21 protein-coding genes are annotated in these 22,911 nt (G+C 45.2%); 11 read left to right on the top strand and 10 right to left on the bottom strand.

The features are described from left to right. Window position 1 precedes the first annotated feature (1 nt). Both lipB and EPL05_RS17320 read left to right on the top strand, forming a co-directional pair. Window positions 2-733, top strand: coding sequence for a lipoyl(octanoyl) transferase LipB (gene lipB / locus EPL05_RS17325; protein ID WP_166727735.1), 732 nt, complete (start codon window positions 2-4; stop codon window positions 731-733). Continuing rightward, window positions 730-1,449 (top strand): SGNH/GDSL hydrolase family protein, encoded by a 720-nt coding sequence (locus EPL05_RS17320; RefSeq protein WP_128535249.1) that lies wholly within the window; start codon window positions 730-732, stop codon window positions 1,447-1,449. The genes lipB and EPL05_RS17320 overlap by 4 nt, the downstream gene beginning before the upstream one ends. 264 nt (window positions 1,450-1,713) lie before the next feature. Here the strand turns inward: EPL05_RS17320 and EPL05_RS17315 are convergent, their stop codons facing one another. After that, complete coding sequence (locus tag EPL05_RS17315; RefSeq protein WP_128535248.1) at window positions 1,714-3,015, bottom strand: aminotransferase class V-fold PLP-dependent enzyme; 1,302 nt, start codon at window positions 3,013-3,015, stop codon at window positions 1,714-1,716. A gap of 217 nt (window positions 3,016-3,232) precedes the next feature. Here EPL05_RS17315 and EPL05_RS17310 point away from each other — a divergent pair, with 217 nt between their 5' ends. After that, window positions 3,233-4,300, top strand: coding sequence for a type I restriction endonuclease (locus EPL05_RS17310; RefSeq protein ID WP_128535247.1), 1,068 nt, complete (start codon window positions 3,233-3,235; stop codon window positions 4,298-4,300). Between the two features lie 150 nt (window positions 4,301-4,450). Here the strand turns inward: EPL05_RS17310 and EPL05_RS17305 are convergent, their stop codons facing one another. From EPL05_RS17305 to EPL05_RS17295, 3 genes are all read right to left on the bottom strand, one after another. Beyond that, window positions 4,451-4,918 carry a pyrophosphohydrolase domain-containing protein gene (locus tag EPL05_RS17305; protein WP_128535246.1) on the bottom strand — a complete coding sequence of 156 codons (468 nt, stop codon included), beginning with the start codon at window positions 4,916-4,918 and terminating at the stop codon, window positions 4,451-4,453. 115 nt (window positions 4,919-5,033) lie between these two features. Beyond that, entirely contained in the window at window positions 5,034-5,594 is a 561-nt protein-coding gene (locus tag EPL05_RS17300) for a sugar O-acetyltransferase (protein WP_128535245.1), read from the bottom strand. Between the two features lie 93 nt (window positions 5,595-5,687). Then, window positions 5,688-7,490, bottom strand: a complete 1,803-nt coding sequence (locus EPL05_RS17295) for a hypothetical protein (protein WP_128535244.1) — start codon at window positions 7,488-7,490, stop codon at window positions 5,688-5,690. A gap of 146 nt (window positions 7,491-7,636) precedes the next feature. Between EPL05_RS17295 and miaB the strand changes: the two genes are divergently transcribed. The 8 genes from miaB to EPL05_RS17255 all read left to right on the top strand — a co-directional run bounded on the left by miaB (window position 7,637) and on the right by EPL05_RS17255 (window position 16,600). Next, window positions 7,637-9,085: a tRNA (N6-isopentenyl adenosine(37)-C2)-methylthiotransferase MiaB gene (gene miaB, locus EPL05_RS17290; RefSeq protein ID WP_128535243.1), complete on the top strand. Its 1,449-nt coding sequence runs from the start codon at window positions 7,637-7,639 to the stop codon at window positions 9,083-9,085. Window positions 9,086-9,214: 129 nt separating this feature from the next. Next, window positions 9,215-10,459, top strand: coding sequence for a sigma-54 interaction domain-containing protein (locus EPL05_RS17285; RefSeq protein WP_128535242.1), 1,245 nt, complete (start codon window positions 9,215-9,217; stop codon window positions 10,457-10,459). A 13-nt stretch (window positions 10,460-10,472) separates the two neighbouring features. Beyond that, window positions 10,473-10,991 (top strand): LPS assembly lipoprotein LptE, encoded by a 519-nt coding sequence (gene lptE, locus EPL05_RS17280; RefSeq protein WP_128535241.1) that lies wholly within the window; start codon window positions 10,473-10,475, stop codon window positions 10,989-10,991. Between the two features lie 21 nt (window positions 10,992-11,012). Continuing rightward, window positions 11,013-12,812: a hypothetical protein gene (locus EPL05_RS17275; RefSeq protein WP_128535240.1), complete on the top strand. Its 1,800-nt coding sequence runs from the start codon at window positions 11,013-11,015 to the stop codon at window positions 12,810-12,812. 11 nt (window positions 12,813-12,823) lie between these two features. Continuing rightward, window positions 12,824-13,174: a preprotein translocase subunit SecG gene (gene secG, locus EPL05_RS17270; protein ID WP_128535239.1), complete on the top strand. Its 351-nt coding sequence runs from the start codon at window positions 12,824-12,826 to the stop codon at window positions 13,172-13,174. A 239-nt stretch (window positions 13,175-13,413) separates the two neighbouring features. Then, window positions 13,414-13,710 carry a co-chaperone GroES gene (locus tag EPL05_RS17265; protein ID WP_128535238.1) on the top strand — a complete coding sequence of 99 codons (297 nt, stop codon included), beginning with the start codon at window positions 13,414-13,416 and terminating at the stop codon, window positions 13,708-13,710. Between the two features lie 110 nt (window positions 13,711-13,820). After that, window positions 13,821-15,458 carry a chaperonin GroEL gene (gene groL, locus EPL05_RS17260; RefSeq protein WP_128535237.1) on the top strand — a complete coding sequence of 546 codons (1,638 nt, stop codon included), beginning with the start codon at window positions 13,821-13,823 and terminating at the stop codon, window positions 15,456-15,458. A 356-nt stretch (window positions 15,459-15,814) separates the two neighbouring features. Then, entirely contained in the window at window positions 15,815-16,600 is a 786-nt protein-coding gene (locus tag EPL05_RS17255; protein WP_128535236.1) for a mechanosensitive ion channel family protein, read from the top strand. A gap of 139 nt (window positions 16,601-16,739) precedes the next feature. On the opposite strand, the gene EPL05_RS17250 is transcribed toward EPL05_RS17255, so the two are convergent. Genes EPL05_RS17250 through EPL05_RS17225 form a run of 6 tightly spaced genes read right to left on the bottom strand, consistent with a single transcriptional unit; the run spans window position 16,740 to window position 22,857 of the window. Next, entirely contained in the window at window positions 16,740-18,086 is a 1,347-nt protein-coding gene (locus EPL05_RS17250) for a DUF58 domain-containing protein (RefSeq protein WP_128535235.1), read from the bottom strand. 6 nt (window positions 18,087-18,092) lie between these two features. After that, on the bottom strand, window positions 18,093-19,070 hold the full coding sequence (locus EPL05_RS17245; protein ID WP_128535234.1) for an AAA family ATPase: 978 nt from the start codon (window positions 19,068-19,070) through the stop codon (window positions 18,093-18,095). Continuing rightward, window positions 19,060-20,247: a DUF4350 domain-containing protein gene (locus EPL05_RS17240; protein WP_128535233.1), complete on the bottom strand. Its 1,188-nt coding sequence runs from the start codon at window positions 20,245-20,247 to the stop codon at window positions 19,060-19,062. Before EPL05_RS17240 ends, EPL05_RS17245 begins: the two co-directional genes overlap by 11 nt. Then, the gene (locus EPL05_RS17235) at window positions 20,244-21,029 is read right to left on the bottom strand and encodes a DUF4129 domain-containing protein (protein WP_128535232.1); all 786 of its coding nucleotides are present in this window, start codon (window positions 21,027-21,029) and stop codon (window positions 20,244-20,246) included. Before EPL05_RS17235 ends, EPL05_RS17240 begins: the two co-directional genes overlap by 4 nt. After that, window positions 21,030-21,917: a hypothetical protein gene (locus EPL05_RS17230; RefSeq protein ID WP_128535231.1), complete on the bottom strand. Its 888-nt coding sequence runs from the start codon at window positions 21,915-21,917 to the stop codon at window positions 21,030-21,032. Next, window positions 21,907-22,857: a stage II sporulation protein M gene (locus EPL05_RS17225; protein ID WP_128535230.1), complete on the bottom strand. Its 951-nt coding sequence runs from the start codon at window positions 22,855-22,857 to the stop codon at window positions 21,907-21,909. The genes EPL05_RS17230 and EPL05_RS17225 overlap by 11 nt, the downstream gene beginning before the upstream one ends. Between the last annotated feature and the right edge of the window lie 54 nt (window positions 22,858-22,911).

Raw genomic sequence — 22,911 nt, 5'->3', positions numbered from 1 at the left:
GATGATGAAAAATAAAAGGGTAATACTACAGGACTGGGGCCTAACCGACTACAAAGTTGCCTGGGAGCGACAAGAGCAGCTTTTTGGCGAAACGGTGAAGCTGAAGGCAGAGATCCGCAACAGGCAGTCGCTGGTTGTAACGGGTGATGAGCCTGGCGAAGAAACCTTAACGCCCAATTACCTGGTTTTTTGCGAACACCCGCACGTTTACACACTTGGCAAAAGCGGCAAAGCCGAACATCTTTTGCTGGATGAGGCCGGACTTAAGGAAAACAAAGCCGCTTATTACCCCATTAACCGCGGTGGCGACATCACCTACCACGGCCCCGGACAATTGGTTTGCTACCCTATTTTAGACCTCGATAATTTTTTTACCGATATCCATCTTTACCTGCGTACGCTGGAAGAAGCCGTGATACTCACCCTATCCGATTTTGGACTTACCGCCGGCCGTTACCCCGGTTATACCGGCGTTTGGTTTGATGGCGATAACGATAAGGCGCGCAAGATCTGCGCTATGGGTGTACGCTGCAGCCGCTGGGTTACCATGCACGGTCTCGCCCTAAATGTAAATGCCGACCTAAACTACTTTAAAAACATAGTACCCTGCGGCATAGACGACAAGGCGGTTACCAGCATGCAACAGGAACTTGGCCACGAAGTGAATTTAAATGACGTTGAAAAAATCCTTACCCAACATATTTCCGTATTGTTTGGTATGGAGGTAGCATGAAGAGGATCTTAACAACAATATTAATAACCTACGGCCTGCTTGGCTGCAACAAACAAATGCAATTGCCCGTGACACCTACGAGTAACCCCGTAAAACCTGCGCCTGCGTATGCGGATAACCTTACTTACCTGGCCCTGGGCGATAGTTATACCATCGGCGAGGCGGTAGATGCGCCAAAATCGTTCCCCTACCAATTGGCCGCGCAGCTAAAGCTGGCAGGACACCTCACCGGCAACCCGGATATTATTGCCCGTACCGGCTGGACCACCGGCGAACTGATCAATGCCATTAATGCCAGCGGCACCGCCAGCAAAAAATATAGTATTGTAACCCTGCTTATCGGCGTGAATAACCAATACCGGGGCAACAGCAAAGATGTTTACCGAACCGAGTTTATACAACTGTTAAATACAGCCATAACTTATGCCGATGGTAATAAGAACCACGTATTTGTAGTTTCCATACCCGATTGGGGTTCCACACCGTATGCAAATGGTTACGACCGCAACAAGATAGCAGCCGATATAGATGCCTTTAACACCATTGCCAAAACAGAAACCGATAAACAGGGTGTGGCTTACGTCGACATTACCACCATATCTAAAAAAGCGGCGACCGATGCCAGCCTAAATGCCAGCGACGGGTTACATCCCTCTGCGGCCATGTATAATTTATGGGTGAACGCTATAGCACCTGTGGTGTTGAGTCATTTGTAAGAGTAATAGCCCATTAAAAGACAGCATATTCAATTTTGTATGCCCCTCTATGAATTGCTTTAATTTCCCCCTCTTTTACTAACCATCAAGCATCGCTGCTTAGGAATTAGGGTTAACATAACTTAACACAATTTCAAAATAATTTTTCAAATAGCTGATAATCAACGACATAAAAAAAAGCAGGGTTAACACTATTTTCACCAAAATAGTGTCACCATAAATCCTAAACTTTTATGATAAAATCCGGAATCCGAAATCAACTTCCTACTTTCCTTTAGCGGCGATCTCGGTTAGTGCTTTCACAAATTTATCCAGATCGGCTATGGTGGTGTATACATGCGGAGTTACGCGTATGCAACTAATGGTTTGCCATACAATGCCCACCACATGTATTTTGTACTTGTTCCAAAGCGCTGAGTCAAGCTCGCCGGGTGTCATGCCGTCTATACTTACGCCGCAGATGGCGCAGGAGTATTGGTCTTTTAGCGAGGTGTGGAGCTTTACTTTAGGGATAGCCTTAGCCTTTTCGGCCCAGTAGTTTTTAAGGTAGCGGATGCGGTCTTCTTTGCGTTTGGGACCAATACCGTTGTGGAAGTTGATGGCTTCGCCAATGGCCTGTTCTATGGCGAAGCTGCGGGTACCCAACTGTTCAAACTTGCGTATATCAGGGCTCTGCGGTTTATCGGCACAGGTTAAAGGCCAGATTTTCTCAATATGATCCTTACGGATCCACATCATCCCGCTGCCTATCGGCGCGGAAAGGAATTTATGCAAACTGGTGCCAAAATAATCGCAGTGCAGGTCGGGAATTTTAAAATCTATCAGCCCGAAGGAATGCGCGCCATCACAAATCACCTCAATACCTTTGCCATGGGCCATGTCGCAGATCTTGCGCACGGGCATCAGCTGCCCAACCCAGTTTACCATGTGGGTAACGTGGATCAGTTTCGTTTTAGGGGTAATGGCATCGGCGTAAGCCTTTACAATTTCCTCGTCGTTCTCTATCGGGAACTTAAAGTCGAGCCGTTTGTAAATAATACCATCGCGCAGCGCACGCTGTTCGTAGGCGTGCATCATGTTTGGATAATCCTGGAAAGAACCTATTACCTCATCGCCACTTTTTAGGGTGATGCCGTAAATAACGGTGTTCAGCGCTTCGGTAGCGTTACGGTTTATGGCAATCTCATCGGGCAGGCAGCCGGCCAGCGCGGCCAGTTTCTCGCGTAGGGGTTCGCGGCCCATATCCAGTATGCGCCACATAAAGTAAGACGGACCTTCATTGCAAAGCGCGTTATACCGGTCCAGCGCTTTTTGCACCACTGCCGGTGCCGGCGAAACGCCGCCATTATTGAGGTTGATAATGCTGGGGTTTACCGTGTAAGCCTGCTGTATGGTAGCCCAATAATCCTCATCGGCAGATACCTGTTGCGGCGTTAAATGCGCCACCCTTGCCGATGCATTTGAAAAACTTTCGGCGTGGGCGTGGTTAAACATACTGGCGGCACCAAAGGCACCAGCCAAAGCGGTGGCTTGCTTGATAAAAACGCGGCGGTTATTGTGGCTCATGATGAGGTGAATTTAGGCAATTAGGGGAGGAATTGCAAGAGCGAGGAAAAGGCGACCCTTGTAGCTGAGAATAAGTTGAGATGCCGATACTTGGAGTAAGGAGCCGTTGGGGTTCATTTTATTTAATTCAATAAATAATTGACTATCAATTAACAACACTTTGTATCAACTTTATTTTATCGTATTATTGTTTACCAATTATAATACCTTATCATTTATGGACTTCAAAGACCAAATTACCCAACTGGCTTCGCGTGTAGAAAAAATGCTACCACAGCTAAAAACAGAAGAAGCAACCAAAAACGCATTGATCATGCCTTTTATTCAAGTCTTAGGCTACGATGTATTTAACCCGTTTGAGGTTAACCCGGAATTTATTGCCGACATCGGCATAAAAAAAGGTGAAAAGGTAGATTACGCTATCATGAAAGATAACGAACCTACAATTTTGATCGAGTGCAAACACCATCTTGAAAAATTAGACCCGCACAATTCACAGCTTTTCCGATATTTTCACACCACGAAGGCAAAGTTTGGTTTGCTTACCAACGGACTAACCTATCGTTTTTACACAGATTTAGAAGAGAGGAATAAAATGGATAGCACTCCATTCTTTGAATTTAATATCACCGAAATCAAAGAAACCGAAGTGGTTGAGCTAAAGAAATTTCACAAATCTTATTTTGATGTTGAAAGCATTACAAATACAGCCAGTGAATTAAAATACCTCAATGAGCTAAAATCACTTCTAAACAGAGAGATGATTTTACCCTCGGAAAATTTTGTCACCTTCTTCACCAAACAAGTTTATTCCGGAGTGATGACGGCTAAAGTAAAAGAGCAATTCGCACCGATAATTAAACGCTCTTTTAATTTGCTTATTAGTGATGCAATTAACGAGCGCCTTAAGTCTGCACTTAACCAAGAAAAACAATTAGAAGTTGCAGAAGCGGTAAAATTGGAGGAAGTAGTGCCGGGTGCAGCACCTGTTGTAGTAACTACCGAGGAAGAAATGGAAGGGTTTTACATTATTAAATCGCTATTACGCCAAAATATTGAATCAACAAGAATAACTTACAGAGATGCTCAATCCTATTTTGCTGTTTTATTGGACGACAACAACCGAAAAACTATATGTCGACTGTATCTTACGGCCACAAAAAAGCAGTTAGTGATTTTGGATGAGGCTAAAAAGGAAGTTAAATACGAAATCAAATCATTAGACGAAATATATAAATACGCCGATGATTTATTGAAAGCGGTGGCAAGACTGGAGAAGAAATAGCAATATCTAAAGGAAATGTATCCAGTATGCCCTTTTTCTATACACGTCGTGATTTATATGTATAGGAAAAGGGCCTTTTCTATACACGTCGTGGTTGATATGTATAGAAAAAGGGGCTTATCTATACATATCAACAAGCCAACATCCCCCCTACAACAATATCCCACCCAGATCAGCAGGTGAATAATTGATAGATTTCAAGGTTTTGTTATCATTGGTCCGGTAAACCAAAAACAGGCCGTCCTCTTCTTTGTGGTACGATTCGCTGCCGTCTTTTGCCTGGTAATGGGCTATGGTTTGCTCGGCTTCTTCTATGGTTTTGCAGGCTTTGCTCATGTTAGAGCGATGCACCTCGTCGAACAATGTTTTGAATTTTTCGCCCAGGCCAAACTCCAATATGGCGCCTGCCAGTACGTATTGGATATCGCAAAGCGCGTCGGCAATTTCCACTAAATTATTATCGGCAATGGCATCCTGCAGTTCCTGCACTTCTTCGGCAAGTAGTGACACGCGTAAAGCGCAACGCTCTTTTGATGGGATGGCCGGGCCGCTTACCACCGGGTGTTTAAAGGTTTTATGAAATTCGGCTACCTGGTTTAAGGCACTTGGCTCTTGCATAATGTGATGTTTTAATTGCGCCGGAAAGATAGGAAATAAGCCCAAATTACCGAACGGCGAAGTGCAAAAAGCATGCTCCGTCGGCGTTCAGCATCCGAAATTCATTATTCCAAATTTAAATGGTTCTGATCACACGGCAAGGGTTCCCCGCCGCGAACACGCCCGCCGGGATATCTTTGGTAACCACGCTGCCCGCGCCGATAGTGGTATTGCTGCCAATGGTTACGCCCGGACAAATAATGGCACCGCCGCCCAGCCAAACATTATCGCCAATGGTAATAGGTGCCGCCAGTTCGGGGCCTTTAATGCGTTCTTCGGCTGCCAGCGGATGATAGGCCGTATAAATTTGCACGTATGGTCCGCACATTACATTATTGCCTATGGTTACCAACGCGCAATCCAATATTACGCAGTTAAAATTCATAAAGAAATTTTCGCCGGCAATAATATGGGTACCATAATCACAAAAAAACGGCGGTTGAATATCAATGGTACTGCATTTACCCAAAAGCTTTTTCAGCACCTCATTCTTTTTCTCCAGCGGCTCGGCCATCATTTGGTTGTACCGACTAAGCAACACGCGTGCGTTATCGCGCATATCAACAAGTTGCTGGTCGCCGGCAACGTATAGCTCGCCATCCAGCATTTTTTGGAGTTCGGTTTTATTATCGTTCATTGGTTCAATCGTTCATTAGTTTATTGGTGGTAGAAAGGTAGTAAAAGTTGGGGACCAACAACTCACTACCCACCACTCACTATTCACAACTCACTATTTCCCCTCTTTCTTCTTCTTCAACGCTTCCTTAAACTTTTTATCCTCTGCCTCTTTCTTCTTTTTGGCATCCTTCAACAAGTCTTCCTGGTCTTTTTTGGCTTCGTCGGCGCTTTGCTTTTTAAACTTTTCCTCTTCGGCTTTGCCCACACCGGCGCAGGGTTTTATGCCGCTCAGGATGGTTTGCCATACCGTTTTAAAGAAGGGGAAATTTGCCGGCCGGATGAACGCCACCTTAGCCAGGCGCGGCGTATTGCTGCCATCATCCGGGTTATCGTGTTTGAGGATAAACGTGTTTGCCAAGGTTGTGATGATGGTTTTTTTGGTATAATCTTTCCGCAGCACATCCACCTTCAAGTTGTTATACAGAAACGAAACCGTCCCCGTTGATGTTTTTTTAGTGCTGTGGACGTTAAAATCGAGGCTTTTTACCCTGCCCGACGTACCCTTAACCAGCGATAACGGCATAAGGGCCGGGTTTACTTCCGCAATATCCATGGGTCCCAGGTGGCCTTTGTAGCTATAGCTATAAGCCGCATCACTCAAATTAAAATTGAACGACACGTTGAACTTTCCCTTCCCCATAAAATAGCTGGTAACATCGGCCGTGCAAATGTTATTTTTTTGCACCAGTTCCTTTTTGTTGGTGAGGTTTAAAAACCGGGCATTAATATTACTGAAAAATATCATCCCCGTTTTCATGGGCCCTTTATTTACTTCTTTATAAGTAAAATTAAACTTTTTAACATCAAGCGTATCTACATTAAACTTCGCTTTAACCATGTTGCGCAAGGCCCAGTTTGGGAAAGTGACCAGCCTGTCGGTTGTTTTTAGTGGGCCGTTGGGGTTACTGTAAATCTCGAAGAAGCCTTTGCTTGCGGTCATCTTCGATACCGATAAGTCCTGGTTTTTCTGATAATTCATGTAATCAAAACCGTTCAGTACAATAGTATCCAACTTTAAGGCAAACAGGTCGTCGGTGCTTTTGCGGAAAAACGTCTCATGCGGCAGTGGGGTCAATGTTACGCCAGCCAATCTAAGCCGGGCCGTTTGAGTAGATAGCTTTACTGATTTAACCTTAAAAGTATACAAGCCGTCGGCAGATTTGCTGGTGTAGTTATACAACTCGGTAGTCACATCCTTACAAAACAAAAACCTTGATGTATCCTTTTGCGTGGCCGAATCTATGAGCAGGCCGGTAGCTTTCAGGTTCAGCTTCTTTAGCTCAGATACAGCTACCTTCGGCCCGGTGTAGTCTTTATATTTCAGTTTAACATCATTTAAATAGATCTCACCTACATTGATCAACTCCAACGATTTGGAGATCTTTTGCCAAAGCGTACGCTTATCTTTTTTTGCTGTATCGGGTTCCTGGTTGGGGTGATAGCTTACCTCCACATCAGGCGCGTTCAGCGTAATCCGGCCAATATTTAGCTTCTTTTTAAAGTACAGCGTAAGTAGCTGCATGTGCGATACCACGAGGCGCTTCACCTGTAATTCGTATAAATTATTGGGCGCGGTTCCCTGTTTTTTCTTCAGGTTGTATACCGCGGTATCTACACTCAGTTTAATATCGTACAGGGTGGCCTGCCCCTTTAAAATGTGTAGCTCGGTGTTCCCTATGTCTATACGATAGAGGCTGTCGCTGCTTTTTAAAACCTGGTTTTTTATTTTATCGGCCAGTTTTGGCGCGAAGTAACTATTGGCGAATAAAGCGACTATCAAAGTAAGCACCAGTAACCCGAGTACGACGATGAGAGATATTTTTTGCCAGCGATGCTGTAGTAATTTAAATGCCATTTAAGGATATTTAGATATGTTGAGGTGATTGTACCGGTAAAGGGCTTTGTTTTAACAACAAAACATTCATTTTGTTATCTGCTGACAAACTGTCACATCATTATATAAAATTTTGTATTTTTGCGGTTCAATTTTTAAGAATGACGATGGATTTGCTTATTCCGGATAAGGTGCATGATGAGAGCAGGCAGGGAGAAGCTTTGTTATTGGAGCCTGTTGTAGGTAAAAATAACGGGCGAAAGCTTTATATAGAAAGTTATGGCTGCGCCATGAATTTTTCTGATAGCGAGATAGTAGCTTCTATACTGGCCGATAGCGGTTTTGAAACCACCAGCGATTTTAACAACGCCGATGTGGTGTTCATCAATACCTGCTCCATTCGCGAAAACGCGGAAGTGCGCGTACGTAACCGCCTTAAAGAATTTGCGGGTGCCAAATCCAAAAACCCGGGTATGGTGGTTGGCGTATTGGGCTGCATGGCCGAGCGCTTAAAAGCCAAATTTTTGGAAGAAGAAAAACTGGTAGATGTTGTTGTAGGCCCCGATGCTTACCGCGACCTGCCAAACCTGATAGAACAGGTAGACGGCGGACAGCGTGCGGTAAATGTATTGCTTAGTCGCGAAGAAACTTATGCAGATATCAGCCCCGTGCGTTTAAACAGCAACGGCATCAACGCCTTTGTCTCGATAATGCGTGGCTGCGATAATATGTGCTCGTTTTGCGTGGTGCCATTTACCCGCGGTCGCGAACGGAGCCGCGATGCGGTTTCCATTGTAGCAGAATGCACCGACTTGTTTAACCAGGGCTACCGCGAGGTAACTTTGCTTGGGCAGAACGTGGACTCGTACAAATGGAGTGGACAGCTGGCTGATAGCAGTGAGCAACTGGCAGTTGGCGATGAGGTTAAAATCGTAAACTTTGCCAACCTGCTGGAAATGGTTGCGCTGGTAAACCCGGATCTGCGCGTTCGCTTCTCCACCTCGCATCCAAAGGATATTACCGACGAGGTTTTATACACCATTGCCAAATACGATAATATTTGCAACTACATACACCTGCCGGTACAAAGCGGTAACAGCCGCGTACTGGAGCTGATGAACCGCACTTACGACCGCGACTGGTACATTAACCGTATCGACGCGATCCGCCGCATTATCCCGGAGTGTGCCATATCTACCGATATGATCACCGGCTTCTGCACCGAAACCGACGAGGAGCATAACGACAGCGTAAGCATGATGGATTACGTTAAATACGATTTTGCCTACATGTTTAAATACAGCGAGCGCCCGGGCACCTTGGCAGCCAAGCGCTATGCGGATGATATCCCCGAAGTTGTAAAGCAGGCGCGTTTAGCTGAAATAGTTGCCAAGCAGCAGCAATATTCTTTCTACCGTATGCAGGCACGTTTGGGCCGGGTAGAGAAAGTGCTGATAGAAGGCTTCTCCAAAAAATCTAACAACGATTATTGCGGCCGTAGCGATCAGAACGCCATGGTGATTTTCCCGGTAACGGAAGGTTATAAACCAGGCCAATACGCAAATGTGTTGGTAGAGCGTACCACATCGGCAACGCTGATAGGAAGAATAGTGTAGCCCTCCAGCCCGCTGAAGGGGGAGCTTTTGATTAACAAAGTTGGGCATCAAAATAAAAATAATTAACATCCTCCGGCTCCCCCTTCAGGGGGCTGGGGGGCAAATTCCCCCTTCAGGGGGTTAGGGGGCATGGAAATACAAGAAATTAAACAGCGCTTCGGTATCATTGGTAATTCGCCATTGCTTAACCGGGCTATCAATATAGCTAACCAGGTATCCCCAACAGATATTTCGGTATTGATCACCGGCGAAAGCGGGAGTGGTAAGGAGGTGTTTTCGCATATCATCCACCAGATGAGTCCGCGCAAGCATGGGCCGTTTATTGCGGTAAACTGCGGGGCCATCCCCGAGGGTACTATCGATTCGGAACTGTTCGGACACGAAAAGGGTGCTTATACCGGTGCCGTTGGCGAGCGTAAAGGCTATTTTGAAACCGTAAACGGCGGCACCATATTTTTGGATGAAATAGCCGAAATGCCTTTAGGTACACAGGCGCGCTTACTACGCGTGCTGGAATCTGGCCAGTACATTCGCGTGGGTTCGTCTAAGGTAGAGAAAACCAACGTGCGCGTTATAGCCGCTACCAATGTGGATGTATATGATGCCGTTAAGGCCGGCAAGTTCCGCGAGGACCTTTACTATCGTTTAAATACGGTTCCCCTAAGGATCCCACCGCTGCGCGATAGGAAGGAAGATATTTTCCTGCTGTTCCGCAAATTCACGTCAGACTTTACCGACAAATACCGCACGCCGCCCATCCAACTGGATGAGGACGCGCAGCAGGTTTTGATCAATTATACCTGGCCGGGTAACGTTCGCCAGTTAAAGAACATGGCCGAGCAGCTGGCCGTTTTAGAACGCGACCGGATCATCACAGCGGCTACTTTGCTCACCTACATCCCGCACGAAACAGGACGCAGCAATTTGCCTATGCGCCTGGATAACCAGCCAAAAGAAGATTTCTCTGAACGTGATATCCTGTACAAAGTACTGTTTGATATGAAACGCGATATGGTGGAGCTGAAAAAACTGGTTGCCGATATGATTGAGCATGGCGGGGTAAGCACCAACTATCAAAACCATTCGCAAACGCTCAACCAGTTGTACCGCGATATAGAATTACCGCAAAACAATCATAAGGAAACGCAATTTACCCTGCAGCAACCGGTGAATACCAGCAATAATAATGCTGATTCCTATAATATTACGCACGAGGCCGAGGAGGTGGAGGAATCGTTATCATTGGTTGATAAAGAGTCGGACCTGATACGCAAGGCGTTAAAAAAACACAAGGGCAAGCGCAAACTTGCGGCAAATGAGTTGGGCATCTCAGAAAGAACCTTGTACCGTAAAATAAAAGAGCTAAATTTATAGTTATCATAGGTATATGACCAAAAAGCTATTTTTAAATACGGTATTGCTGGGTGCCGTAATCTGTTTATTCAATTCATGTTCGGTATCGTTAAACGGGGCCACTATCCCGCCGGAATTAAAAACCATCAACATTCAGTATTTTGAAAATACTGCGCCGCTGGTGGTAAACACGCTCAGCCAGGATTTTACCGAGGCGTTAAAGAACCGTATTCGCACACAAACCAACCTAAGTATTGTTAGAGGTGAGGCGGATGCCATGATGTCGGGCACCATTACGGGGTACAATTATGCACCTATATCTATACAGGCCACTAATAATAATACCGCCCCTATTGCCGGTGCAAGCCGTTTAACCATTACCGTAATGGTGAAGTTTACGTATGATAAGGATAAAAAGCTTAGTTTTGAAGAACCGTTTACCAAATCGAAAGATTTTGCGGGCGACATTTCTTCGCAGGAACAACAGCTGATACAGGATATTAATAAACAGTTAACCGACGATATTTTTAATAAGGCTTTTAATAATTGGTAGGCAATTTGTAGTTTTAACCAGGTGGATCAAAACATAGATAACAGGCATAAGGAAATTTTGTGGGATTTGCTGGCAAACCCGGCCGAGAACGGCCAGTTACACAAGCTTAATTTAGAGCGGCTGGTGCAGGATAATCCGCAGAGCGGATTATTGCAGGTGATGTATGCGCGCTCGTTGCAAACACCCGATATCCGTAAAGCCGCAGCCTATTTTAGCCCAAAAGCGCTTCATAAACTTCTGCACGACCCGGATGGATTGCTGCCGGTATCGCGCGACAGGGTAAACCAAACTTTCAACAGTAACCAAACCACCGAGCCCGAAAATTACTTTAATATTGGCACGGCTACCGAAACAGCCGAACTGATAAGCGATGCCCCGGTTGCCGAAGCCGAAACCCTCATTCCACAAGACTTTGCCCAGCCCGCAGCTAACATTGCATCAATTGAGGCATTTACCCCGGGACAAGACGACGACGAAAAAACTTTTGACTTACCAGCCGGGGACATTACAGCAGAGCCTGAAGTGCAGGCCGGGCACACATACGACACTCCCCCGCCGTTGCCGCAATCAGACCAGCAGCAATCAGTACAAACCGAGGCTGTTTATCATTCGACCGCATCAGATGATGACGATGAGGATGCGTTTGCCAACCCCTGGGATCTGTCCAAATTAGAGAATGTTGAGGAGATAGCTGTAGCGGAGCCGGAAGCAGAACAAGTGGAGGAGCCGGTTATTGAAACTTTGCCCAAACCGGAGGCTGAAAAAGCGCCCGAAACACAGTCCAAACAAGTTGCAGCTGTTACACCGGAAGAACCCAAGATAGAAACATACGACCATTCGCTTTCTGCATTTGAACAACATGCAGTTAATCAGGCCGAATCGGCAGGCTCAACCGAACCGGCGGAAGTATCGTCATTTGAGAGTTACTACCGCCCCGAAAATGTTTTTCATAAACAGGATGATATTGAGGACGAGATTTACGACGAGATAGTAAGCATTGATGAGATAGGCGTAGAAAGCCTGAGCAATAAATTTGCCGAGGATCCCGAAGAAGCGTCTATAGAAGCCGCCGATCCGGACGAAGAAGCCACAATTACGCAGCAAACTTATATAGACGGCGAAACCGATAAACTGATCTACGGCAACATAGCAGCTACCGACTATTTATCATTCGATAAAAAGTTGGATGAGTTACGTGCAGGCACTACCGGCACTGCACCACAGCCAGAGCCTGTTGCGCAAGCACAACCTGAGACCGAACCGCAGACTCTGCCCCAGATTTCCGGGTCCGCCAAAGAGCCAAATAATATATCCAAATACAACGATGATACCCTGCCCTACAGCTTTATGTGGTGGCTTGATAAAACCCGTAAAGAACACGCGGGCGTTAATCAACCCTACGCAGAGCCGGAGCCTGCAGCGCAGACAAACGATGCAAAAAGAGACGCGCCGGATGAATTGCAGCAACAGTATTATACCAATATATTCAGCCTTACATCAATTAGCGGTATAGGCGAAATAGAGCCGCCGCAGATTGAATTTGACCATAGCAAAAAAGAAGACATCATCATAGAACGCTTTATCCATACCGATCCGCAGATCAAACCCCTTTCGGCAGATAAGCTGGATAACGAGAACAAGGCCAAGAGGAGTTCCGAAGATCAGGATGCCATGGTGACAGAAACACTTGCCCGCATTTATGGCGACCAGATGCTATATCATAAAGCTATAGCTACTTATAAAAATTTGATGTTGAAAATTCCGGAAAAAAAGCTTTACTTTGCAGCCCAGATTGAACAGTTAGAAAAGAAAATCAATTAATAAATAAAGAAATGTACTTAGTTTTAATCGTAATCACCATTATCCTTTGCATCTTATTAGGGCTTATTGTATTGATACAGAACCCAAAAGGCGGTGGTTTATCATCAAATTTTTCAGGCTCGTCGCAATTAATGGGCGTACAAAAAACCGGCGATTTTCTTGAAAAAGGCACCTGGGTACTGGCTATCAGCATCATGGTTCTGTCGCTTGTTATTAACGTATCTGTAAAAGGTGGCGCGCAAAAATCAGAAGACCCTGCGCTGATGGAGCAAATTAAAAAGGCTTCTAAACCAACCAGTACTACACCACAGCAAACTGCTCCTTTGAGCGTACCTGCACAACCTGCCCCTAAAAAACCGTAATATATTTTAAAAGCGAATATCGAAAGGCCTTGATCTATCAAGGCCTTTTTTGGCTAAAGAGAGGTGCTGACATGATGGCACGCACATGTAAATTTAGTGTAAACTGCGACAGATCGCTTTACGTAAGTCTGACAATAAAACAGTAAAGTATGCCAATGCAAGTTTATTTACAGGCTTGGCATAATTGATGTGAAAACCAATAACGAAAACTTAAAATTATAATTTCAAATAGGATTACTATGTCATTAAACATTAAACCAAGTGCAGACAGGGTGGTTGTAGAAGCCGCTGCTGCCGAAACTAAAACTGCTTCGGGTATCTACATCCCCGAGACAGCTCAGGAAAAACCACAAAAAGGTACTATAGTGGCTGTTGGCCCGGGTAAATACGCCGATGTTTCGGGTACACTTATCCCAATGACCGTTAAAGTTGGTGACGAAATTTTATATGGCAAATATGCCGGTACCGAAGTTACCGTTGATGGTAAAGAGTACCTGATCATGCGCGAATCTGATATCTACGCGGTATTTAATTAACTAATTGTTGAAAGGTTACAACGTTGTAATGTTGCAAAGTTAAATCAGCGCAGCGCACAACATTTCAACCTTAAAACGTTACAACATTTAAACAGAAAAACTAAAAAATAATGGCAAAACAAGTTAAATATAATGTTGAAGCACGTGACGCTTTAAAGCGCGGTGTTGATATTTTGGCTAACGCAGTTAAAGTAACATTAGGCCCAAAAGGCCGTCACGTAATTATCGATAAAAAGTTTGGTTCACCGGTTATCACTAAAGATGGTGTAACTGTAGCTAAAGAAATTGAACTGAAAGACCCTATCGAAAACATGGGCGCGCAAATGGTTAAAGAAGTTGCATCAAAAACTGCTGATATTGCAGGTGATGGTACTACTACTGCTACCGTTTTAGCACAAGCTATCGTAACTGCAGGTATTAAAAACGTTGCAGCGGGCGCTAACCCAATGGATCTGAAACGCGGTATTGACAAAGCAGTTGCTGCTGTTGTTGCTGATTTGAAAGCTCAAAAACAAGATGTTGGCGATGATTTCGGTAAGATCAAACAAGTAGCTTCTATCTCTGCAAATAACGATGAAGTTATTGGCGAGATGATTGCTGATGCGATGAAAAAAGTTGGTACTTCTGGTGTTATCACTGTTGAAGAAGCAAAAGGAACTGAAACTGAAGTTAAAACTGTAGAAGGTATGCAGTTTGACCGTGGTTACCTTTCTCCTTACTTTGTAACCAATTCAGATAAAATGGAAGTTGAGTTAGATAACCCATACATCCTTATCTACGACAAGAAAATTTCTTCGATGAAGGAATTGCTTCCTATCCTGGAGAAACAAGTACAAACAGGCAAACCATTGTTAATTATTGCTGAAGACCTTGATGGCGAAGCATTAGCTACATTGGTTGTTAACAAAATCCGTGGCTCACTAAAAGTTGCTGCTGTAAAAGCACCAGGCTTTGGCGATCGCCGTAAGGCTATGTTAGAGGATATCGCTGTATTAACCGGCGGTACCGTTATCTCTGAAGAAAGAGGCTACAAATTAGAAAGCGCTGACCTGAGCATGTTAGGCCAGGCTGAGAAAATTTCTATCGATAAAGACAACACTACTATTGTTAACGGTGATGGTGATGCAGACCTTATCAAAGGCCGTATCGGCGAGATCCGTGCGCAGATAGAAACTACTACTTCTGATTACGATAAAGAAAAATTGCAAGAGCGTTTAGCTAAATTAAGCGGCGGTGTTGCGGTTCTTTACATCGGTGCTGCTTCTGAAGTAGAGATGAAAGAAAAGAAAGACCGTGTTGACGATGCTTTACATGCAACCCGTGCGGCTGTAGAAGAAGGCATTGTAGCTGGTGGTGGCGTTGCCTTCATCCGCGCGGTTGGTGCTTTAGCTAACCTTAAAGGCGCAAACGAAGATGAGAACACTGGTATCCAGATCATCCGTCGCGCTATCGAAGAGCCTCTTCGTCAGATCTGCCAAAATGCAGGCGTTGAAGGTTCTATCGTAGTACAAAAAGTTAAAGAAGGTACTGGTGACTTCGGTTACAATGCACGTACTGATGTTTACGAAAACTTAATTGGCGCCGGTGTTATCGACCCAACTAAAGTAAGCCGTGTAGCATTAGAGAACGCAGCTTCTATCGCATCGATGTTGTTAACCACCGAGTGTGTGTTGGCAGACGATCCGGAAGACGAAAAAGGCGGCGGCATGCCACCTATGGGCGGCGGCGGCATGGGCGGCATGATGTAATGCCCCCTAACCCCCTAAAGGGAGAATAAAATTTTAAAACCTCTGTCTAATAAAATAGACAGGGGTTTTATTTTGGACACTATTTTATCCGTATGAAATAGGTACAATCAATTGATATACCGCTCTTTTTGCTTTTTTGAGGGCGATTGTAACGTGTTAGGTGAAATTTTCGTCATCATACTGTTAATGGGCTTATTAGGCACAGCGTTTGAATATCCCACAGTATTATGAAAAACCTCAGAAATAAAAAAACACAGATCCACAGCCGCATAGTTGAATGGGTACTGTTTAAAGGCCCGGAGCTATTCGTGGCCATCTATAGCTAATCAGCGAAAAATCTATAATTTTGCTCCGCTATGGAGCTAAAAGAATTTTATAACGCATTTCACGTTTGGTTAATACACAGGGGGCCTAACTACGCCGCCGGTATCATTGCCTTTTTTGTCGGTTTATGGTTTATCAGGTTCTTAAAGGGCCGCCTCCATACCCGGATGGATCGCAATGCGGTTCATTCATCTTTACGGCCATTCTTTTTAAGCCTTACAATTACCGCCCTTTACGTACTGCTCATCATATTTGTAATGAATATCATCGGTTTCGAACTGACCGTATTCACTACTATTATTGGCGCGTTCAGTGTGGCGGCAGGTTTGGCCTTGTCGGGCACCTTTCAAAACTTTGCCGGCGGGGTGCTCATTTTATTACTAAAGCCTTTCGAGATAGACGATAGCATTGTTGCCCAGGGGCAGGATGGCAAAGTTACCTCTATACAGATCTTCTACACCGTGCTTATTACTGCCGATAACAAAACGGTGATCATCCCCAACGGCAAGCTTTTTAACGAGGTAATTGTAAACGTAACGCGCGAAGGCCGCCGCCGTTTAGATTTTGAAATAAAGCTGGGCTACGCAGCCAACGTAACACAGGTTAAACAGATCATTAACGATGCCATAATGGCGATACCCACCATCTTACATCAACCAGAAACCCGCGTAGGCGTAGTAGGGCTGGAAATTGACGGTGTAAAATTTACTATAAACGTTTGGGTAGAACCCGCCAACTTCCTCTCCACCAAAATAGAACTACAGGAACGCATCGTCATCGGCCTCGCCGAAGCCGGAGTGAGGTTGCCCGGAGTTTAGAGTAGAATCAAGACATAAGAGACAAGAACCAAGAGAGAAAAAGAAGAAAAATGCTTTCGTCTTGTCTCTTGATTCTTGTCTCTTGATTCTACTTTCCTGCCTTGTATCTTGGTTCTTGTCTCTTGACTCTACTTCCCCTCTATATCCTTTGCTTAGCTTTCAGCTCCAAATATCGGTTTATGGTATTAATGGTCAAATTTTGCGGGGTGCTGAGGATGGATTGGATGCCGTGGGCGGCCAGTTCTTTTACGATGAGTTTTTTATCGTAGGCGAATTTTTCCGCGATGGTTTTGATGTAGATCTCTTCCACGTTACCAGCTGGTTGCTCGCTAACCTGCTTCAGTTCGGTATTCTCAAAGAAAACCACCAGCAGCAAATGGAAACGCGAGATGCGCTTTAAAAACGGCAGCTGCCTTTGTAAGGCGGGCATACTTTCGTAATTGGTAAAGAAAACAATCAGGCTGCGCTGTTTTACTACGTTACGGATAGTGCTGTAAAGCGCCTCCATATTAGTTTCCAGGTAGCGGGTTTTCTCCTTGTATAATACCTCCAGTATCTTGTTGATCTGCGTATGCTTTTTGTCGGCAGGTATTACAGAGCCAACTTTCTCGGCAATAGTGATCAGCCCGGCCTTGTCTTCTTTTAACAGGGCTACGTTGGAGAGTACCAGGCTGGCGTTAATGGCATAATCAAGCAGGCTAAGCCCTTCAAAAGGCATCTTCATGGCGCGCGATTTATCTATCACGCAATACACCTGCTGCGATTTTTCGTCGGTGTAGGAGTTGGTCATTAAGCTGCCCTGGCGTGCTGATGCCTTCCAGTTGATGTTGCGGTAATCATCGCCGGGTACGTAATTTTTTATTTGCTCAAACTCCAGGCTATGTCCCAGCCGGCGTATTTTTTTAATCCCGATCTCGCTCAGCCGGTTTGATATGGCCAGCAGTTCGTATTTGCGCATCTGCAGAAATGATGGATACACTGGTAGCACTTCTGCCTGCCCAAAGTTAAAGCGCCTGCTCACCAGGCCCAGCGGCGAACGCACAAACACCCTAATGCTCCCAAACTCGTATTCGCCGCGTTTAAGCGGCCTTAGTAGATAGCTGATGAGTTTGTGCTCGCCGGCATTTAAAGTTGTTTTAAACCACACGTCGCGCTTCTGGAACTGCACGGGGATCTCATCGATAATACCCGCCGATACCGAAAACGAATAACGATTCTCTATATAGATGCCTAACTCGTTATCATCGCTGTTGCTCAGGCGCTCGGGGGCGTGTCTTTTGGCAAACATGGCATCCTTTACACGGTAGAGCATTATTAGGTCAATAAGGGTTAGCAGCACCAGGCCCCAAAAGAAAAACTCGGGCAGATCGCCAAGCCAGGGAAAGAAGAACGAAAACAAAAAGAACACAACACTACAGGCCAGCGCCGAGAACAGCCTGCCGCTTAAGAATAGATCGGTATAAAACAGCGCTAATAGTTTCTTCACCTGCGTTTATCGTGGAATCTCAATTTTTTGGATTATCTGGGCAATTACATCATCCGGCAGTACGCCTTCCATTTCTTTATCGGGCGTAAGCATTATGCGGTGGCGCAATACAGGGGCAGCAACTAAAATAATATCATCCGGGGTCACAAAATCGCGCCCGTTAATGGCGGCAATAGCTTTGGCTGCATTTACAATAGCCAGCGAAGCGCGCGGCGAACCACCCAAATATATCGAGCGGTTGTTACGTGTTTCGTGGATGATCTGCGCGGCAAAGGCCAGTATTTTGGGCTCCACATACAGCGCCCTCACCTGTCTGCGCAAGGCAATAATATCCTCGCCCGCCAAAACAGGTTTTATATCGCTCAGCTGATCCGCGGTTTTTTGCTGGTGCTGTTGTGTAACAATGGCTATCTCCTCTTCCAGCGATGGGTATTTAATTTCTATTTTAAAAAGGAAACGGTCAAGCTGCGCTTCGGGCAGGCGATAGGTGCCTTCCTGCTCTACCGGGTTTTGGGTAGCCAGTACAATAAAGGGCTCGTCCATTTTGTAGGTGTGGCTATCCATTGTTATCTGGCGCTCTTCCATCACCTCAAACAGGGCCGATTGTGTTTTGGCTGGCGCGCGGTTTATCTCATCTATTAAAATAATATTACCGAACACCGGGCCTCTCTTAAATTCGAACCCTGCCGTTTGGGGGTTAAATACCGAAGTACCTAATACATCAGACGGCATCAGGTCGGGCGTGAATTGGATACGCGAATATTTAACATCAACGGCTTTTGCAATCAATTTAGCGGTCAGCGTTTTGGCTACACCCGGCACCCCCTCTATCAAAATATGCCCATCGGCCAATATGCCGGCAATAATTAGGTCGATAACCTGCTGCTGCCCAACAATAATTTTAGAGAGCGTGGCTTTTATCTGTGCAACAGCGCTGCTTAGCTTGCTAAGGTCTGTTCGTTGTTCAAAGTTTTCATTTTCCATGTGAGCCGGATTGAATATAAAATTTTTCTATTAACTGGTTTAGTACAATAAGTTCGCGGTCGGTAACGTGCTTTTGCGGTAGCAGGTAATTAATATGCCTTACCAATTCGCCCGCAAACAGCAGGTCGATACCTGTTTTATTGGCGAGCGGGGTTATAAATTCCTGATTGTAAACGCCTGCTTTAAGGTTAAAGACTGTGCGCAGATGTTCTGAAAAGTACAGTATCTTTTTTGCCGCGATGTTGGCGTTATCGCGCTGCTCGTAGTACACCTTGCCCACAACGGTTACAAACTCCAGCGTGGAGTTCTTCAGCGGCTCTACCACCGGGATAATCCGCTGCCTGCGCTTAATTTCGTAAACAACAAATAGCAGCATGCTGGCCAGCGCCAGGTAATACGCCCATTGCAAAGCCGCGTGCTGGAAAAATACGCGCATTGGCGACTCATCCGTAGGGATATCGTGGTTTTGATACTGGTCCCAATAAACATTATCAACACCGGCAGGGAGATAGGAAAGCGCCTTTTGAGCATAATCTGCACTGGCAGGTTTTAACAGACTGTAATTGGTAAATACCTGCGGATTGGCAAAAAGAAAAAGTTTACCCTTGCCAAAGGTATAGCTGATAAAGTTGGCGTGCCCCAATGAGTTTTGCCCTATAACCGTTGCCCTCGTAGTGTCAAATTTTTTAAAGTACTGGTCGGTTATATGTTTATCAAACGTATAGTTTTCCGCCCGTTTAAGTTTCGGGTTGGTGAAATTTACCCCGACAGCCTTTTTACCAAATTCCGCGCTTTGGTTTAGTTTCAGGGTGTCCGTTACCATGCCACCCCAGTCGAAAACACTGATGAATACCGAATTTCCCTTGCTGATGTATTTTACCATTTCGGCGTAATCATCTTTACTCAGCTCCAAATTATTGGCAATAATGAGGTAATTGCCGGGCATCATCGTAGTATCGCTAAAAACGCTGTAAGCAGATTGATTGGTGCGAGTTACGTCCGCGTCGGGGAAAAAATCATAAAGGCGGTCATACAGCACAAAGGTACCGAAGGGGATCTTGTCGTTATAGTACAGCGTAGTACTCCAGTTAACCGGGTTGGGTTTATTGTATTGCGCAATAACGTAAACCAGCATCAAAGCCGAGGCGATACCGATATATAATTTAAAATCTTTCATTCGGCGCTGCTTTTAAAGGTGTTGAAAAGCGCGTTTATCCTTTTAAAGATCTCGCCATTTATTAAAAAATCGCCGTACCATACGTATTCAAACTGCAGGGTAAGCCGTTTAAAAGCTTCGCGCTGTTCGGCGTTGCTAAGCTCGTACACGTAATTGGTGTTTGTTTTATTGATCTGCCAGTTGATAAGCCCGTTATCGCTCAACTGTTTCAGGCTGCGCAGATAAAGCAGGCGCACGGCAAAACGGTAATTGTGTACGGCAATGGCATTTTCTATTTCGGCCTCAAAATCTATCTCATGGATGTTCTCCACAGATTCGGCGTATGCCAGCGAGGAGTAAGGTTTTTTGCGGAAAAGGTGCAGCATATTGATGCCGGACAGTTTCATTATCAGAAACACCAGTGCCGAAACACCAGCCACAATAAAAAAGTATTTCAAGAATATGAATAAGGCCGACATTGCCCCCGGGTGCTTCCCGGCCCTGCCAAGTAACTGGCTAAGCCATTCCCAAAACCAGCGCCAGAAGCGTGTCCACCATGATGGGCCATTGTAAGTTTCCTCATATTTAAACTCAGGTAACTTTTTGTATTTGTTGAGGGCGACAGTATCCAGGCTCCGTTGTTCTACGGTTGTGGTATCGGTTATAACAGCCGCCGGCTTTTTACTCACCGCAACGGTATCGTTCTTAACCACTGCTTTTTTGAGCACAGTCGTCGTATCCGGCCCTGCAAAACACAGATTGGCAATCAGTAAAAAAACAAACAGGAGGGTGGTACGCAGCATTTAATATTCCTCTGAGGGCAGGTCGGTTTGTGTGTTTTGACCGCCAAACTTGTCAATACGGTTCAGCAGACTGGTGCCGTCTTTACTTTCAGTAAGGTTAAAATAGCAAAGGCAGATGCCTATAGTGGGGATCACCAATATCACCTGCATCAGTTGCTGCAGCACTGAGCCGAGCACAATCTGGCCCATGGATACAGTGGGGCCCACATGGGGGCGTAGCAACATGCTGGAAACATTTACCAGCGACAGGGGCAGGCTGATGAAGAACATCATACAATAAGCGATGAGCCATACAATAAATACAGCACCGGCGGTTATCCACCAGTTGTTGCTAATGAGTTTAAAAGCGCGGCTAAAGGCATAACCAAAGCTGGCATTCTCAATGATCATGATCGGAAATATCAGCCCAAGTATCGGGAATAACCAGATGCCCGGGATAAGGCATACCATGTAACCGGCGCACAGCAGCAGCCAAATAACAATACTGGCTCCAAGCACTCTTAAAAAATAGTACTTAAAATAGGCCCACATCTCTTCTGTTGTAGGTTCTATATTCGCTTTATTTTTATATAAGGTTACGTAGCAAATAATGGTGGTCATGTTAGCAGTAAAGCCAAGCAGCGCAAATACCATAACCCCTATAATGCTGACAGCTAACTCTGATATGTTCCCAAACTCGGCAGGCACGCCCGCAACTTGCCGGGTAACCGTATAATTGGTTTTGTATTGCATAATGCACATGGCCAGCGCACCCGCCACCAGGAAAAACCCACAGAAAATAAAAAAGCTTTTTAACAGCCCTTTAAAATTTTGGCGGATAAATAAAAACGTGTCGCTGATGATCTCGCCAAAATCGCGGGGTTTGGCCAATTCTATATTAGGTTCCATATGCTGTGTTATAAATTTTGCGGGGGTATAAGATCACGTACCAAATGATGAAAAAAGCCGATGAGCCCAGTATGCCAATACTTAGCCAGATGGGCATGTGCGTATGGCGGGTTACAAAGCCTTCAAAAAAAGCAGCGGTTAAAAATATAGGCACCAGCCCAATGGCTATCTTCATGCCATCGGCCGCGCCTTTTTTTAGCGATTCCATGCGGGTATAGGTTTTGGGGAATAAAAGGCTGTTACCCATTACCAGCCCGGCTCCACCGGCTATTACAATGGCCGAGATCTCCAGCGTACCGTGGATCCAGATAACCAGTACCGATTGCATGCCCAGGCCCTTACTAAAAAAATAATACTGGAACGCGCCCAGCATAATGCCGTTTTGAAACAGGTGGTAAAGCGTGCCCACCGAAAATATGATGCCGCTTACAAACGTTACCAGCGATACATAAATGTTATTTGCTGCTATGCGGAAAAATGTAAAAAATTCTGAGTCGCTGCCGTAAATGCCGAATGGTTCGCCGCGGGCTATGTTGGCGTTGGTTTCATCAACATAACGATCGCCCATAATTAGCCGTACAAAATTCTCATCGTACATGGCCGAGAGCCAGCCTATAAGGCAAAACACCATAAAAAAGGTGAAGGCATACAACAATGGTTTGCGATGCTTATAAAACAACAACGGCAGCTCGTATTTCCAAAAGGTAATAAAGCGGTTGCCCTTTTCGCTTTTGTTTTTATAGATGGATTGATGGAACCTGCCCGCAAGCCCGTTTAAATAAACCGTAGTTTTTGATTTTGGGTAAAAGGTTTTGGCGTAGGCCAGGTCGTCTGTTATCTGGATAAAGCTATCCGCCAGTTCATCCGGCCCCTGGCCCTGCGAACTTTCAAAGCGCTCCCATTTTTTGGCATTCTGTTTTACAAAAATCGGTTCGCGCATTAATCCGGCCCAGGTTAAATAATATGGCGTTAAAATAATTACAAAAGTTTTATA

This window comes from Mucilaginibacter gilvus, assembly GCF_004054195.1.
In the GTDB taxonomy this organism is placed as follows: Bacteria; Bacteroidota; Bacteroidia; order Sphingobacteriales; family Sphingobacteriaceae; genus Mucilaginibacter; species Mucilaginibacter gilvus.
Note: the sequence above shows the minus strand (reverse complement) of the source record. Positions and strands in the feature narration are given on the sequence as shown.